The following is a 14,101-nucleotide window of genomic DNA, read 5'->3' on the forward strand; positions in this document are numbered from 1 at the left end:
GGCGCCGCCACCGCGGGCCTCAGTGTGCCGTTGCAGTTCCTGCGCGGGCTTGATCGGTAAAATGCGACACCAGCTTGCCAAGGCCGACCGAATTGGACCCCTTCACCAGCACCGCATCATTATGGGCGAGACCATACTGCCCAAGCGCCGCAATCGCCTGGTCTGGCCCATCGCAATGCGTGAAGCTTGGTCCCTTGCCAAGCGGCAGGGCAGAGACTTTCCCCAACTCGTCGGCGAGGCTGAGCATTTCGGGCCCCACAAGAATGGCATGCGTGACGCCGGCTTCGGTCAGCGGCTGGGCCAGCTGGCGGTGGAAGCCATCGGCAAAATCGCCCAGTTCCTTCATCGAACCCAGCACCGCAATGCGGCGGGTTGCAGGCGTCGCTGCCAGCGCGGCCAGCGTGGCGCGCATCGAGGCGGGATTGGCGTTATAGCTCTCGTCGATCAGCAGCGCACTGCCACCGGCGACATCAAGCGTGTGACGTGCGCCCCGGCCCTTCAGCCCGCCCATTTCAGCGAGGGCCAGCCCGGCGCTGGCCAGATCGCCGCCCGCAGCGCGCACCGCCGCCATGACGCCCAGTGAATTGACGATCCAGTGCTCGCCCGGCTCGGCAATGGTGTAACAGATCCGCCGGTCCCCCAGATCGGCGGTCACCAATGATCCCGATCCGCCTGCCGCCGGAATCGCGTCGAGCAGCCGGACATCTGCGGTCCGGTCGCGGCCGAAGGTGACAACCTGTGCGCCGCAGGCCTTGGCATGGGCGATCATGCGGGCCGCCCATTCGCTATCCGCCGGAATGATCGCCACCCCGCCGGGCACGAGGCCGGTAAAGATCTGCGATTTCTCGTCCGCGATCGCCTCAAGACTGCCGAGGTTTTCGATATGCGCGGGCGCGATGGTGGTGATGAGCGCGACGTGCGGGCGGGCATGAGCGGCCAGCGGGGCGATTTCGCCCTGATGGTTCATGCCCATCTCGAACACACCGAACTTGGCGCGCGCAGGCATCCGGGCAAGACTGAGGGGGACGCCAACGTGATTGTTGTAGCTGCGCACGCTGCGATGCGCTGCGCCCCGGCTGGCGCGGTCAAGACAGGCGAAGATCGCTTCCTTCATCCCTGTCTTGCCGACCGATCCGGTGACACCGATCCGCACCGCATCTGCCGCGCGGTCGCGTGCGGCATGAGCGAGCGCGTGGAGTGCGGCGGTGGTGTCGGCGACCAGCACATGGGGATAATCGACCGGGCGGTCCGTGATCGCGGCCACTGCGCCCTTCTGGAAAGCGGCGTCCAAGAACCGGTGGCCGTCCATCGCCTCGCCCTTCAACGCGACAAAGACATCGCCCGGCTTCACATCGCGCGAATCCATCTCGACGCCCGAGGCCTGAAAGTCATGGCTGGCGACCCCGCCTGTTGCGGCTGCAATCTCGGCTGCGGTCCACAGCGCCATCGGCAGCGCGTCGCGCGGCGTAACGGACCAATGGTGCAGCATCGGGTGAGCGACAGGCGCGTTCATCCGCATTGGCCTCCTGCACATTCGCGCGCGACTTCGACATCATCGAAGGCTTCGATCCGCATGTTTTCTCCTGACCCGAATATTTGTCCCTGTTCGTGGCCCTTGCCGGCGATCAGCACAATATCGCGCGGCCCGGCTTCCCCAATTGCCGCAGCAATGGCAGCGCGGCGACCCCCGATTTCTCTGGCGATTGCGCCGGTATTGGCGCCCGCGCCTGCCATGATGGCCGCGCGGATGGCGGCGGGATCTTCGCTGCGGGGGTTGTCGTCAGTGACGATGGCAATGTCAGCGGCGCGCGCGGCAACCGCGCCCATCTGCGGACGCTTGCCCGCATCGCGGTCTCCGCCTGCGCCGAACACCACGATCAGCCTGCCGCCCTCTGCCACATGCGGGCGCAGCGCGGCAATCGCCGCCTCCAGCGCATCGGGGGTGTGCGCATAATCGACATAGGCGGGCGCGCCTGCCGGATTGAGCGCGGCCCGCTCCAACCGTCCGCGCACGGGTTGCAGCCGGGCGAGCGCGTCAAACACCGTGCCTGGCGCAACCCCGGTCGCCAGCGCGAGGCCCGCCGAAACCAGCGCGTTGGCCGCCTGATAGGCACCGATGAGCGGCAGGCTGACCTTTCGCGCCGCGCCGTCATGTTCGATGTGAAGAACCTGCCCCAATTGTCCAGGTTCACGAGAGACAAGGCGCAGGAAGTGCCCGCCCTCCCCGACAGTGAGAACCTTAAGGCCGCGCGCCTCAGCCTGCGCAATTGCCTTGGCCGTCCACTCCGAACCATCGCCGGCATCATGGATGATCGCAGGGCTGCCGGGGGCGACGACTTCAGTGAACAGCCGCATCTTGGCCGCGAAATAGGCCTCCATCGTGCCATGATAATCGAGATGATCGCGGCTGAAGTTGGTGAAGGCGCTGGCGCTGACCACCAAGCCCTCGTTGCGATACTGGTCGAGGCCGTGGCTCGACGCTTCGTAGGCCACATGGGTCACGCCCTCGCGTGCAAGGCCTGCCATGTTGGCCAGGAAGGTGACGATATCGGGCGTGGTCAGGCCGGTGGCGATACTGCCGTCCGGCGTGGTGACGCCCAGCGTGCCGATGCTGGCCGCGCGCTCGCCCGCCATGCGCCAGATCTGGCGGGTCATCTCGGCGCAGGAGGTCTTGCCATTGGTGCCGGTGACAGCAACCAGCACAGGCGGCACCGGGCTGAAGAACCCGGCGGCGAGGCGCGCAAAGGCCCGGCGCGGGTTGGCATCCGCAATGTGGAGCGCGCCGGTCACGGCGGCCTCGGGCCGGGCGACCACGGCAACTGCGCCTGCTGCAATAGCCGCGGCAATGAAATCCTCGCCGTTCACGCTCGCGCCCTGGAACGCGCCGAACACCGTGCCGGGGGCTACCTTGCGATGGTCAATGGCAAAGCCGGTGACCGCCGCCGTGCCCGCACCCACACCCGCATCCGGCATCCCGGCCTTCGAGAGCAGCTCGTCCAGCCTCATTTGCCTCTGTCCACCAGATAGCGAAGATCGGAAATGTCGACATCGCGGCTGTCGTCGGGCGCAACGCCGAGCATCGGGCCGATGCGCGGAACCAGCCGGCCCACCACCGGCGCGGCCGTGAAAGCGGCGGTGCGCTGAAAGCTGCTGGCAACCGTGCCCTTGGGTTCGTCCACCACCACCACCACCACATAACGCGGCGCATCCATCGGGAAGGCGGCGGCAAAGGAGGACACCAGCGAGGTCTTGTTATAGCCGCCGCGCCCGGCCTTTTCGGCAGAGCCCGTCTTGCCGCCCACGCGGTAACCGGGGGCATCGGCGCTTTTGCCGGTGCCATACAGCGAGATCATGCGCAGCATCTGGCGCATCTTCGACGAGGTCGATTCCTTGAACACCCGCCGCCCGCGCGGCACGTCGGCAGGCGCGAGCTTCATCAGGGTGGCCGGGCGCCAGATCCCGCCATTGACCATCGCCGCATAGGCGCTGGCAAGATGCAGCGGCGTTACGGCAAGGCCGTGGCCATAGCTGACGGTCATGTTGGTGATCCGGCTCCACGGACCCTGCGGCCAGATCGGCTTGCCCTTGGCAGGCAGTTCGATGAAGGGGCGGCGGTCCATGCCCAGATCAATCATGTTCTGGCGCAGGCGTTCCGGCCCCAGCGCATCGGCGACGCGGGCGGTGACAGTGTTCGAGGAATAGACCAACGCCTGCGGCACGTTCAGGCTGGCACCCTTGGGATGCAGGTCCTTGATCGTGCGGCGGCCGATTTCCACCGGGGTTGCGTCCCACGCCTTGCCGAGATCGCGCACCACGCCGGCATCAATCGCGGCCGCCACGCTGAGCGGCTTGAAGGTCGAACCCAGTTCGAAGACGCCATTGGTGGCGCGGTTGAACACGTTGGTCGCCCCGGCTGCGCCAGCGGTGTTGGGATCGAATTCGGGCAAGCTTGCCAGCGCCATCACTTCGCCGGTGTCGACATCCAGCACCAGTCCGGCAGCGCCAATCGCATTGGTGGCGAGCATGCCGCGCCGCAGTTCATCCTCAAGCGCGCCTTGCACGCGCACATCGATCGACAAGGCGACCGGGGTGTCGCGCTTGTCAGGATGGCTTAGGCGCCCTTCCAGCACTTGCTCCATCCCGACCTGACCGCCCTTGTCCTCGACGACATAGCCCAGCACATGCGCAGCCAGCGTCCCTTGCGGGTAATAGCGGTCTGTCTCACGCGGGATTTCCAGGGCAATCTCGCCCAGTGCAAATACGCGGTTGGCTTCTTCCGGCAGGATCCGGCGGCGCAGATAGCCGGCCTGCCCAGACGCCAGCCGCCGTGCCATGCGAGCCGCGTTGATATCAGGGAAAATCGCTTTCAGATCATTGGCGACAGCCTGCGGGCTGCGCACCAGCGGCGCACCGCTATCGCCCATGGCCTTGGGGTCAAACCACAAGGCATAGGCCGGAAACGCCCGCGCCAGCGGCGCGCCGTTGCGATCGGTGATCTCGCCGCGCGGTGGCAGCAGCGCATCTTCCAGACTGGTGCGGGTCGGCGCCTGGCCCACCAGGCCGAGCGAGATGATCCGCAGCAGCGCAATCAGCGCCAGCGCTGCAAACCCGCCCACCAGCCACAAGACCCGCACCCGCGCGGCCCACAGCAATTGCGACCGCAGGCCAACACTGGGCAACCGTCCGGCAGGGATGACAGGCGTGGCAGCACTGATGCTCAGGGGGGCAGCAAACTGCGCCGCCATCATGTTCATTCGCCCGTTCCCGGCGCGGCAGCAGCCTTGGGCGAACGGAGCACTTCGGCGCGCGCAGGCCGGATCGGGGAGGCTTCGATCAGGAAGTCGCCGAAGGCCTGCGTGAACACCGCCCCTGCATCCTTCTCGCCCCCGGCGGACGCCAGCGTGACAGCAGCGCCCGAAACCGGCGAACGCATCGGAGCCTCCGGCGCGGCGGCCGTGGCTTCGCCATCGGCCGTTTCAGCGCGCGCCAGACGGATCGGCGAAGGCGCGCCGGGGCCGCGCACTTCACCAAGGCTGGCGAGTTGGCGCTCGCCATCGAGGAACTGCCCGGCGCGCGGCGCGGCATAGCCGAATTCGACGGTGTTCCATTCGGCCAGCTGGCGCTGGCTGGAACGGGTCTCGAACTCGGTTTCCAGCAGCAGCGTCTCGCGCTCAAGCGCGATCAGCTGGCGTTCGGCCAGCAGCACTTCGCTTTTCACCGCATGCACCTTGAAGCTGAGCACCACCACCAGTGCAAAGCAGATCGCCAGCACGGCGGCCCAGCCCAGCGAACGGGCCTGAGAGCTGTTCATCATGCGGCGAGGCTCCTGGCTGGTGCGCCGGTGCGAATCGCATGGCGCAAGGTGGATGAACGGGCGCGGGGGTTGCGGGCAATTTCGACCTCTGTGGGACGAATAGCCTTGGACACTTGCGTAAAGGTGGGCGGGGGACCGGGGATTTCCCCCGGCAGGTGGCGCGAAACAGCCCGGCCCGCGCTGCTGCCAGCGCGCAGGAACTGCTTGACCATGCGGTCTTCAAGGCTGTGGAAGCTGACCACCGCCAGCACCCCGCCCTCGCCCAGCAGCGCCTCGGCAGCGGCAAGCCCGGCTTCCAGTTCGCCCAGCTCGTCGTTCACATGGACACGCACGGCCTGGAAGGTGCGGGTTGCCGGGTCTTTCTTGTCGTGCGGCTTGTGGCCCAGTGCGCGGCGCACCACGCGGGCGAGTTCTCCCGTCGTGACCAGCGGACGCGCGGCGACGATGGCGCGGGCGACGCGGCGCGACTGGCGTTCTTCGCCATAGAGATACAGCACATTGGCGATGGCTTCTTCATCGGCGGTGTTGAGGAAATCGGCGGCGCTTTCCCCGTCCTGGCTCATGCGCATGTCCAGCGGTCCGTCATGCATGAACGCAAAGCCCCGGTCGCCCTGATCGAGCTGCATCGAGGAGACGCCGATATCCATCACCACCGCATCGACGCTCGTGATACCGATCGCGGCCAGTTCAGCGCGCATCGCGGAAAAGCGCGCCGGGTGGAGCGCAAGCCGGCCATCGTAGCGCGCAGCCATCGCTTGCCCGGCGGCAATCGCATCGGGATCGCGGTCGAAGGCGTGCACGGCGGCGCCCGCGTCCAGCAGCGCAGCGGTGTATCCGCCCGCGCCGAAGGTCGCATCGACAATCGTCATCCCAGGGCGCGGCCCAAGCGCGGCGACCACCTCGTCCAGCAGCACAGGGATGTGGGGCGCGGCGGGCGTCATGCGGCGCCCCCCTTCTTGGCCGAGGCCATCAGCTTGGCACAGGCGGCCTGCGCGCCCTTCCATTCCGGGCCCATCGCGGCGAGCTGTTCAGGCGACCACACGAAGAAAAATTCGCCCGCTGCCTGGAAATACAGGCCATCGGCCACCTTGCCCAATTCGCGCAGGTGCTCCGGCATCACGAAGCGGCCGCTTTCATCAAAGGGCAGTTGTTCAAAGCCGAACAATTGGGCCGCACGCACATCGCGGTCGAAGGCGGTATCGTTCATGCGGATCGCGCGCTCTTCTTCGCGGTCAAGCTGGGCGGCCAGTTTCTCGGTGCGCGACAGGCCGAACCCGACCAGGCAATCGAAGCGATCATGGGCGGCAAGGCACAAGGTGCGGGCACCGCCCGAGCTTTCCTTCACAGCCTTGCGGAAGCCGGGAGGAAGGACAAAGCGGCCCTTCTCGCCCGCGGGCGAGTATGATTGGCCATTATATCCTCCAAATGCAGACACGTGCCTGCGATCCCCTTTAGCCCCGATGCAGCGCGCCCCTGACAGCGCCCAGCACGATGATAAGACACGCCTTCCCCGTCCCGGCCGCAGACAAGCGACACGGATGCGCCGACCCCACCAGCCGGACGCGCGACATACAGACATGCCTGATGGACCCCGGTCATATCGGGGAAGAGGCGGGGAGAAAAGGGAATTTTCGGGGATTTTACGGGAAAACTTGGCAGAATACTGATTTTACGACATTTTCTTGCAATCCCTAGGTTCCATCCCGCAGCGCAGTTCGCCCATAAACCCAGCGTGAAACCAGACGCATTGCCCGATTTCCCGTGATTTCCCCGGCAGCGATTCTCGCTTGTCCCGCAATTTCCCCAAATGCCTCATTCCAGAGCGGCTGACAGCACGCCGAGCAGGGCTGCGCCGCTTTCGCCCGCAAGCTCGCGATGCTCAAAGACCGCCGCATCGGCGATCAGCGTGACCTGTCCCTTGCCCACGCGGCAGCGCGCCGCCGCGCCCTTGGCCAGCAGTGTGCAGGCCGATGCTTGCGGTCCTGTCAGATCCACCCGCCCGGCCAGCGCCAGCGGCAGCGCCGCATCACCCAACTGTGCGAGCGTGACCTGCGCTGCCTGCGCCTCGTCAAAGCTGACGGCCAGCCCCCAGCGCGCGGCGACCGGCGGGATCAGCGCTGTATCCACCGGCCGGCGCGGATCGCCCAGCGGCAGGTCGTAATCCCCGGTCAGCGCCGGATCGAGCGCGATCAGCAATCGTCCGCCCGCGCGCACCCAATCATCCAGCGCGACATTATCAGCCGGGGAAAGCCCGCGCGGCTGGATCACCGCCAGCCGATCGAGACCCGCCAAAGGATCAGTCGCGGGCGCGCCGGGCGATAGCGCCGGAATCGGCGACAGCGTATCGAGCGGTTCGATCACATAGCGCTGCGCCAGTGCCGCGCGCTGCCACGGTATGGCGCCCTGCCCGGCAGCCAGCGCGCCAAGCTCGGCATCAAGCGGCCAGTAAAGCGGCAGGCTGCTCATCACCCCAAGCCGCGTGGCGGGTGCGGCGGCGTCACGCGCTGTCGGCGCTGTCGGCACCGCGTCGCAGGCGGCGATCCCCAGCAGCGCCCCTGCTGCCAGCACCGCAATCCACACGCTGTTATTGCGGCGCGGCATCGACCGGTGCGCCTTGCCGCGGCGGCGGCAAATCAAGCGGGCGCGGGGACGGGGACGGGCTCGGTTCGGCGGCAATATCTGGCACCACGCCCGCATCGGCCAGCGGGTTGGCCTGCGCTGGTGCTACGCTGGGTTCAATCGTCGGCGCGGCCTCGGGCGCGGCCAGTTCGTCAATGCGGTCAGCCTGACCGCCGATGATGCTGGCAAGCCCGACCAGCAGCACCATCGCCCCGATCCCGAACAGCCCGACCTGCAAGCGCTGGACCGCCTCGGCGCGGGCAATGGCGGCGGTGGAGACATCCTCCAGCTCTCCGGACATTTCCCTGGCAGCAGCCGTGCGGCCAAGGCTGCGGCTTGCGGTGCCGAACAGACTGCGCTGGTTCATCCGCAGCAACCGCTCTCGCCAGGACAACCGCTTCATGCGGCACCCGCAGGGGCAGCAGCAGCAAGCATAGCAGCGGCAGGCCGGGCCAGCCAATCGAACACGGGCAGTCCCTTCGCGCGTAGCCACTCGGGATTGTAAAGCGTGGAAAGATAACGGAAGCCGGTGTCGCACAGAATGGTGACGACCTGCGGATTGGCGCGCCCTTCAGCCACCAGTTCCCGGCCCAGCGCCACCGCGCCTGCGACATTGATGCCCGACGACAGGCCAAGGCACAGGCCTTCTTCTTGCAGTAGGCGCTCAACCCAGACGAGGCCTTCTTCATCGCTGATGCGATACTGCGTGTCGATGGCTGCGCCTTCAAGGTTGGCGGTGATGCGCCCCTGCCCGATCCCTTCGGCGACCGATGACCCTTCGGCGCGCAATTCTCCGTGGGCATAGTAGTTATACAGCGCCGCGCCATGCGGATCGGTCAGCGCGATGCGGATATTCTCATCGAACGCCTTGAGGCCGAGGCCCACGCCTGCGATCGTCCCGCCGGTGCCGGCCGCGCAGGTAAATCCATCGACGCGGCCGCCCAGCTGTTCCCAGATTTCCGGCGCTGTGCCTTCGATATGCGCGCGGCGGTTGGCGATATTGTCAAACTGGTTGGCCCAGACCGCCCCCGGCGTTTCTTCCGCCAGACGGCGCGAGGTGTGGACGAAGTGGCCGGCATCGGCAAACTTGGTGGGCGGTACCAGCACCAGCTCCGCGCCCAGCGCCCGCAGCGTGTCCATCTTTTCCTTGGACTGGTTGTCGGGCATGACGATGATCGTCTTGTAGCCTTTGGCGTTGGCGACCAGCGCCACGCCGATCCCGGTGTTGCCGGCGGTGCCTTCAACCACTGTGCCGCCGGGCAGCAACTCGCCGCGCGCTTCGGCATCTCGGATGATCCACAGCGCTGCCCGGTCCTTCACCGAAGAGCCGGGGTTGGCAAATTCGCACTTGCCGTAAATGTCGCAGCCCGCCGCCTCGCTGGGGCCAGCCAGCCGGACGATGGGGGTATTACCGATAAGCGCGAGCGTGTCGCCAAAGGGGCGGGTGATGTTCATCGGCATGAATTAGGCGTTCGGGAAGCGCGGGGCAACGGGGAAGCGTTAAATCTGTCCCCGACCCTCGCGCCAAGACCTGACCCTGGGAAGCTCAGTCCTCGGGTGCGATTGTGACGTGCAGACCATCGAGGGCAGCGGTCAGCGGTACCTGACACGACAGGCGGCTGGTTTCGGTGCGGTGATCGCTGGATTCGAGCAGATCGTCCTCGTCCTCGCTCATCTTCGGCAGCTTGTCCGCAAACGCCGGGTCAATATGCACATGGCACGTCGCGCACGAACAGCACCCGCCGCACAGCGCCAGCAGCTCGTCAAACCCGTTATCGCGGATCGCTTCCATCACGGTCAGGCCTTCGCTGACGGTAATTTCGCTGGTTTCGCCTTCGCGGTTGGTGACGACCAATCTGGGCATGGATCGGAATTCCTTTTGGGCTATTGCGCGCAAGGATGTGCGCTTCAAGAGTGTGTTGCGGCTGCTAAGGCACTCTCTGGCGCAAGGCAAGTTAAGGAAAGTGGCAGTGGGTCTGACAGCGGAAAAATTGCGCGATGATCTGGATGCGCTGGCGCTGCGCGAACCGGCACTGGGCCGCGCGCTGGCCCGGGTCGGCTATCCCGAAGCGCGATTGCGCGATCCGGGTTTTGCCACCATGCTGCGCACCATCGTGGGCCAGCAGGTCTCGGTCGCCTCTGCCGCGTCAGTCTGGCGCAAGCTGGAGGCGGAACTGGGCGAGAATTTCGCGCCCGATGCGCTGCTCTCCCGCGACTTCGAAACCCTGCGCGCTTGCGGTCTGTCGCGCCAGAAGCAGGGCTATGCCCGGTCCTTGTGCGAACTGGTGGCGGCAGGCGAGCTTGATCTGGCGGCCCTGCCCTCCGATGACGAGGCAGCCATTGCGCTGCTCACCCGGATCAAGGGGATCGGGCGCTGGTCGGCGGAAATCTACCTGCTGTTCGCCGAAGGCCGCCCCGATATCTGGCCTGCGGGCGATCTGGCGGTGCAGGAAGGCGTCAAACGCCTGCTCGATCTGGAAGAACGCCCCGGCGAAAACGTCACCCGGCGGCTGGCCGAACCATGGTCCCCGCAGCGCGGCAGCATGGCGATCTTCACCTGGCATTTCTACGCCAACCCGGCGCTGTGAACCTGCGTCGGGAATTGGCGTTATGCGGAGCCATAGCGACCGTTCGGCAAGCGACCCCAAACCGGACATTTCGCGCAAGGGCGAATCGATTTACGCTTTATCCTTAAGGCGTTATGATCCATCCCATGTGGACGAACGCCATCACTATCGCACTTGCTTGGGCAGCTGTGCCGCCCGCGACAGATGAACCCACGCAATCCGCTGACCCGGCCGAGGCGCCAGGCACAACCATCATTGTGACGCCGCCGTCGACCGAAAGCGAGCGACGGAAAGAATTGCGCGAGTTCACCAAGCAGATCGTCCGTCCCCCTCGCATGCGACAGCCGGTAGCGAAGTTTCTCTATCCTGTGTGCGTTCAGGTTCTCGGCCTTGATGCCCCCGATGCCGAGGCCATAGCGGAACGCATCCGCGCCAATGCCCGAGACCTAGGCATCGGAGCCGACAACAATCCCAAATGCCTGCCCACTGTCCGAGTTGCCTTCATGGCCCCTGCGGCCGGCCCACCGGAGCGTTGGCTTTCCTACGACTCCCCGTCGATTGCCCATCTTTCCGGTCGCCAGCGGGAGCGCGTCTTGGCTGAAACCGGACCGGTTCGTGCTTGGAACAGGATCGTCATCCGGGATGCCCGAGGTCAACCTTTCCCTTTGTTCGACAAGCTTAGGCCTGTTTTCTCAACGGACTTTGCCCCGGAAATGGACCAGCCTTACAGCGGCTCCGATCCGATCATCACCGCCGAGATAACGGGCGCTGCGGTCCTGATTTCTCGCGATGCGGCGCATGGCCTGACGTTGGCCCAACTAGCCGATTATGCAACCGTCCGCACACTGATCGGGACATCCGCACCTTCAAACGAGGGGGGCGTTCCCGCCCCTACTATCCTTACTCTGTTCGGCGAAGCTGAACCGCCTGCCGAGATGACATCATTCGATCGGGCGCTAGTTGCTGAGCTGTACAACGCTTCCCGTAACTCCTCGGCGCGCCGCGTCTACAACGACATCGCTCGAGCCGCAGCCGAGACCGAGCGCACCACAAGACCGCAGGCTGACGCGCTGGGCCAGTAAGTTACAGATTGGCAGCGATAACCGCCATTCCGCAAATCAGCCATTATCGGCCATTTGGTCGCCGTTATGCCCGTCCCGACATCTGCCATTTCCACTTGGGCTGAACCATGAATCCAAAGGTCGGGAGCCGTCATCTTGCCCGCCCAAGTCTGTGCCAGCCCGGCGCTGTGACTGCTGACAAGCGCCCTTCCAAGGTCTAGACAGGTTGCAAACAGCAATCGGAGAGGGATCACATGGGACAGCAACGCAGCATCTTTATCACCGGCGGCGGATCGGGCATCGGCCGGGCGACCGCGCAGCATTTCGGCGCGCGCGGGTGGTTTGTCGGGGTGGCCGATATCAACGAAGCCGGGATGGCCGAAACCCTTGGGCAAATCACAGGTGAGGCCAAATGGTCGGGCAGGCTCGACGTGCGCGACCGGGCGGGCTGGGATACGGCCCTGGCCGGTTTTGCGGCGGCTGCCGGGGGCCGGATCGATGCGCTGGTTAACAATGCCGGGATCGGCACGGGCGGTTCATTGTCCGAACTTGACCCGGAGGAAATCGACCGCTGCCTCGATATCAACCTCAAAGGGGTACTCTACGGTGCGCAGGCGGTCTATCCCTACCTGAAGGCCAGCGCGCCGGGATCGGCGCTGGTCAATATCGCCAGCGCGGCGGGGATCGCGGGATCGGCCGGGATGAGCGTTTACTGCGCCACCAAGTTCGGCGTGCGCGCGGTCAGTGAAAGTTTGGATGCCGAATGGGCGGCTGACCGGATCACGGTGGCCTCGGTATGCCCCGCCTTTATCGAAACCCCGCTGCTGAACGGCACCGGCAACCGCAAATCGAACGAACAGATCCGCGACCGGGTGCGCAGCGCCGGGCTGGAAATCAGCCCGGTGACCGATGTGGCGCAGGCCGTGTGGGATGCGGTGCACGGTGACAAGCTCGACTATTTTGTCGGCGCCACGGCCCGGCGGATGGCCTTTGCAAAGCGCTGGATGCCGGGCAAGGTGCGCAAGCAATTGCGCGGCAGTTCGGGGCCGCTGGGCAGGTAATCAGCGCAAGCTGTCCATGACCGCCCGGCCCTCGGCCGACAGGAACGGGCGCGCGGCCTTCCAGGGGATCACCACTTCTTCGGTGCAGGCAAAGATGACGTGCGGCAACTGGGGCACGAACACGGGGCCTTCACGCGTCAGGCCGATCTGCCAGCTGTAGCCGCCAATGGCGTCAGGCGTCCCGCATTCCGAAAGGTCGTTTGATCCAGACCAATGGGCCAGCAGCGCCTGCCCAAGCGCATCGGACAGGCCAGCGATGGCGCGCGGATGGCCCGGTTCACTCTCCCAATCGTAAAACGCCAGCGCGCCGGGGGTGAACCATGCGGCCGGATCAACCTCGGCCCCGCTATCGCGGTCGTAGACGGCAAACCCGGTGAAATGGTTGGGGTGCGCCCCGCCGCAATAGCTGCTACCAGAATCGCGCACGCTCAGCCAACGCGGCGATATCAGGATCGGGACAATGGCCTGTTCCAGATAGCCCAGACCAGTGCCGCCATTGGCCATGCTCCACCCGGCGCATTGCCCGGCGCCATGCGCGGCTGTGCCATCGGGCAGCGCCGCCGCCAGCGCGCGGTTAATCGCACCATCGCCGGGGCGGACGGGATCAAGCGCCAGAGTGGCCACATTATAATCATCCACCCCTGCCCGTTTGGGCCCGGTATAGCTCCGTTCGGTATAGGCTGTGCCTTCGAACCGGGCCGGCTTGTCGGTGATTTCGCCGCCTGCCAGCAAGGGCCCAAGAAAAGCCTCTGTCTCGCAGGGTGAACTGTACTCGGCCAAGGGGACGGGCACGGCGGTAAGGCCGAAGCCAAGCGTCTGGTCGCCCCGCTGCCATTCACCTTGAATGCGATCATCGGCGTCCGGCGCGAATATCCAGATTGCCTCGCCCCCTTCATCACTGCCGCCCCGTTCGCGGCTGACGTTAGGGCCAGCATCGCCCGCGGGGTCCAGCCCGATCGGTGCAAGCGCGGCATCGATGTAATAGATCCCGGCGCGAGCATCTTCGTCAAAGAAACACGCTGTGATCGCGGTATCGCCCAGCATTCCGCGCCAGATACGGCTTGCCTGCGCGGTTTCCTCAGCCGCGGCGGGCGCGGCGATCAGGCCAAGCATGGCGAGCGCGGCGATGCTCCGCATCACGCCAGCGCGTCGATCGCGCCCGCCAGCACCACATCGCGCTGGGACAAGCCGCCGCTTTGCCCCGCATCATGGGTGGTCAGCGTCACTTCCACCTTGGCATAGACATTGAACCATTCGGGATGATGATCCTGCGCTTCGGCCAGCAGCGCCACGCGGCTCATGAAGCCCCAGGCTTGCGAAAAATCCTTGAACTGGAACGTGCGCGTCATCGCCTTGCCATCGCGCGCCAGGCTCCACGCGGGATGCTGGGCGAGCAATTGGGCGATTTCGGCGGTATCGAGTTCTGGGACGGGCATTGGGGAGTTTCCTTGCAACGGGGTCGCTTGTTTGCTTGCCCCC

The 14,101-nt window shown here is 65.8% G+C and carries 15 protein-coding genes; 3 read left to right on the forward strand and 12 right to left on the reverse strand.

All coding sequences use genetic code 11. The annotated features are described in order from the left end of the window. Positions 1–19 precede the first annotated feature (19 nt). From C0V72_RS02370 to C0V72_RS02415, 10 genes are all read right to left on the reverse strand, one after another. Positions 20–1,513, reverse strand: coding sequence for a UDP-N-acetylmuramoyl-tripeptide--D-alanyl-D-alanine ligase (locus tag C0V72_RS02370; RefSeq protein ID WP_101791612.1), 1,494 nt, complete (start codon positions 1,511–1,513; stop codon positions 20–22). Continuing rightward, positions 1,510–3,006: a UDP-N-acetylmuramoyl-L-alanyl-D-glutamate--2,6-diaminopimelate ligase gene (locus tag C0V72_RS02375; protein ID WP_101791613.1), complete on the reverse strand. Its 1,497-nt coding sequence runs from the start codon at positions 3,004–3,006 to the stop codon at positions 1,510–1,512. The genes C0V72_RS02370 and C0V72_RS02375 overlap by 4 nt, the downstream gene beginning before the upstream one ends. Then, the gene (locus C0V72_RS02380; protein ID WP_101791614.1) at positions 3,003–4,754 is read right to left on the reverse strand and encodes a peptidoglycan D,D-transpeptidase FtsI family protein; all 1,752 of its coding nucleotides are present in this window, start codon (positions 4,752–4,754) and stop codon (positions 3,003–3,005) included. Before C0V72_RS02380 ends, C0V72_RS02375 begins: the two co-directional genes overlap by 4 nt. Beyond that, positions 4,751–5,314, reverse strand: a complete 564-nt coding sequence (locus C0V72_RS02385) for a hypothetical protein (protein WP_101791615.1) — start codon at positions 5,312–5,314, stop codon at positions 4,751–4,753. The genes C0V72_RS02380 and C0V72_RS02385 overlap by 4 nt, the downstream gene beginning before the upstream one ends. Then, complete coding sequence (gene rsmH, locus C0V72_RS02390; protein WP_101791616.1) at positions 5,311–6,255, reverse strand: 16S rRNA (cytosine(1402)-N(4))-methyltransferase RsmH; 945 nt, start codon at positions 6,253–6,255, stop codon at positions 5,311–5,313. The genes C0V72_RS02385 and rsmH overlap by 4 nt, the downstream gene beginning before the upstream one ends. Beyond that, positions 6,252–6,749, reverse strand: coding sequence for a division/cell wall cluster transcriptional repressor MraZ (locus C0V72_RS02395; RefSeq protein ID WP_101791617.1), 498 nt, complete (start codon positions 6,747–6,749; stop codon positions 6,252–6,254). The genes rsmH and C0V72_RS02395 overlap by 4 nt, the downstream gene beginning before the upstream one ends. A gap of 377 nt (positions 6,750–7,126) precedes the next feature. Next, positions 7,127–7,915 carry a DUF4350 domain-containing protein gene (locus C0V72_RS02400; RefSeq protein ID WP_101791618.1) on the reverse strand — a complete coding sequence of 263 codons (789 nt, stop codon included), beginning with the start codon at positions 7,913–7,915 and terminating at the stop codon, positions 7,127–7,129. Further along, complete coding sequence (locus tag C0V72_RS02405) at positions 7,899–8,336, reverse strand: hypothetical protein (protein ID WP_101791619.1); 438 nt, start codon at positions 8,334–8,336, stop codon at positions 7,899–7,901. Before C0V72_RS02405 ends, C0V72_RS02400 begins: the two co-directional genes overlap by 17 nt. Then, positions 8,333–9,388 carry a cysteine synthase A gene (locus C0V72_RS02410; protein WP_101791701.1) on the reverse strand — a complete coding sequence of 352 codons (1,056 nt, stop codon included), beginning with the start codon at positions 9,386–9,388 and terminating at the stop codon, positions 8,333–8,335. The genes C0V72_RS02405 and C0V72_RS02410 overlap by 4 nt, the downstream gene beginning before the upstream one ends. Before the next feature lie 91 nt (positions 9,389–9,479). Then, positions 9,480–9,797, reverse strand: coding sequence for a 2Fe-2S iron-sulfur cluster-binding protein (locus C0V72_RS02415; protein ID WP_101791620.1), 318 nt, complete (start codon positions 9,795–9,797; stop codon positions 9,480–9,482). Positions 9,798–9,903: 106 nt separating this feature from the next. On the opposite strand from C0V72_RS02415, the gene C0V72_RS02420 reads away from it, so the two are divergent. The 3 genes from C0V72_RS02420 to C0V72_RS02430 all read left to right on the forward strand — a co-directional run bounded on the left by C0V72_RS02420 (position 9,904) and on the right by C0V72_RS02430 (position 12,622). Further along, positions 9,904–10,521, forward strand: coding sequence for a DNA-3-methyladenine glycosylase family protein (locus C0V72_RS02420; protein ID WP_101791702.1), 618 nt, complete (start codon positions 9,904–9,906; stop codon positions 10,519–10,521). A 113-nt stretch (positions 10,522–10,634) separates the two neighbouring features. Next, entirely contained in the window at positions 10,635–11,582 is a 948-nt protein-coding gene (locus tag C0V72_RS02425) for a hypothetical protein (RefSeq protein ID WP_101791621.1), read from the forward strand. A gap of 233 nt (positions 11,583–11,815) precedes the next feature. After that, positions 11,816–12,622, forward strand: a complete 807-nt coding sequence (locus tag C0V72_RS02430) for an SDR family oxidoreductase (protein ID WP_101791622.1) — start codon at positions 11,816–11,818, stop codon at positions 12,620–12,622. Here C0V72_RS02430 and C0V72_RS02435 read toward each other — a convergent pair whose 3' ends face one another. Further along, positions 12,623–13,759: a hypothetical protein gene (locus tag C0V72_RS02435; protein ID WP_101791623.1), complete on the reverse strand. Its 1,137-nt coding sequence runs from the start codon at positions 13,757–13,759 to the stop codon at positions 12,623–12,625. Continuing rightward, positions 13,759–14,058: a 4a-hydroxytetrahydrobiopterin dehydratase gene (locus tag C0V72_RS02440; RefSeq protein WP_101791624.1), complete on the reverse strand. Its 300-nt coding sequence runs from the start codon at positions 14,056–14,058 to the stop codon at positions 13,759–13,761. Before C0V72_RS02440 ends, C0V72_RS02435 begins: the two co-directional genes overlap by 1 nt. Positions 14,059–14,101 lie beyond the last annotated feature (43 nt).

Source organism: Porphyrobacter sp. TH134 (genome assembly GCF_002855495.1).
Taxonomy (GTDB): Bacteria; Pseudomonadota; Alphaproteobacteria; order Sphingomonadales; family Sphingomonadaceae; genus Erythrobacter.

What these genes read in the sequence shown, in the direction of transcription:
- C0V72_RS02430 (WP_101791622.1), top strand. Translation starts at nt 11,816, where the DNA reads ATGGGACAGCAACGCAGCATCTTTATCACCGGCGGCGGATCGGGCATC.
- C0V72_RS02410 (WP_101791701.1), bottom strand. Translation starts at nt 9,388, where the DNA reads ATGAACATCACCCGCCCCTTTGGCGACACGCTCGCGCTTATCGGTAAT.
- C0V72_RS02375 (WP_101791613.1), bottom strand. Translation starts at nt 3,006, where the DNA reads ATGAGGCTGGACGAGCTGCTCTCGAAGGCCGGGATGCCGGATGCGGGT.
- C0V72_RS02370 (WP_101791612.1), bottom strand. Translation starts at nt 1,513, where the DNA reads ATGAACGCGCCTGTCGCTCACCCGATGCTGCACCATTGGTCCGTTACG.
- C0V72_RS02380 (WP_101791614.1), bottom strand. Translation starts at nt 4,754, where the DNA reads ATGAACATGATGGCGGCGCAGTTTGCTGCCCCCCTGAGCATCAGTGCT.
- C0V72_RS02385 (WP_101791615.1), bottom strand. Translation starts at nt 5,314, where the DNA reads ATGATGAACAGCTCTCAGGCCCGTTCGCTGGGCTGGGCCGCCGTGCTG.
- C0V72_RS02425 (WP_101791621.1), top strand. Translation starts at nt 10,635, where the DNA reads ATGATCCATCCCATGTGGACGAACGCCATCACTATCGCACTTGCTTGG.
- rsmH (WP_101791616.1), bottom strand. Translation starts at nt 6,255, where the DNA reads ATGACGCCCGCCGCGCCCCACATCCCTGTGCTGCTGGACGAGGTGGTC.
- C0V72_RS02400 (WP_101791618.1), bottom strand. Translation starts at nt 7,915, where the DNA reads ATGCCGCGCCGCAATAACAGCGTGTGGATTGCGGTGCTGGCAGCAGGG.
- C0V72_RS02440 (WP_101791624.1), bottom strand. Translation starts at nt 14,058, where the DNA reads ATGCCCGTCCCAGAACTCGATACCGCCGAAATCGCCCAATTGCTCGCC.
- C0V72_RS02415 (WP_101791620.1), bottom strand. Translation starts at nt 9,797, where the DNA reads ATGCCCAGATTGGTCGTCACCAACCGCGAAGGCGAAACCAGCGAAATT.
- C0V72_RS02435 (WP_101791623.1), bottom strand. Translation starts at nt 13,759, where the DNA reads ATGCGGAGCATCGCCGCGCTCGCCATGCTTGGCCTGATCGCCGCGCCC.
- C0V72_RS02405 (WP_101791619.1), bottom strand. Translation starts at nt 8,336, where the DNA reads ATGAAGCGGTTGTCCTGGCGAGAGCGGTTGCTGCGGATGAACCAGCGC.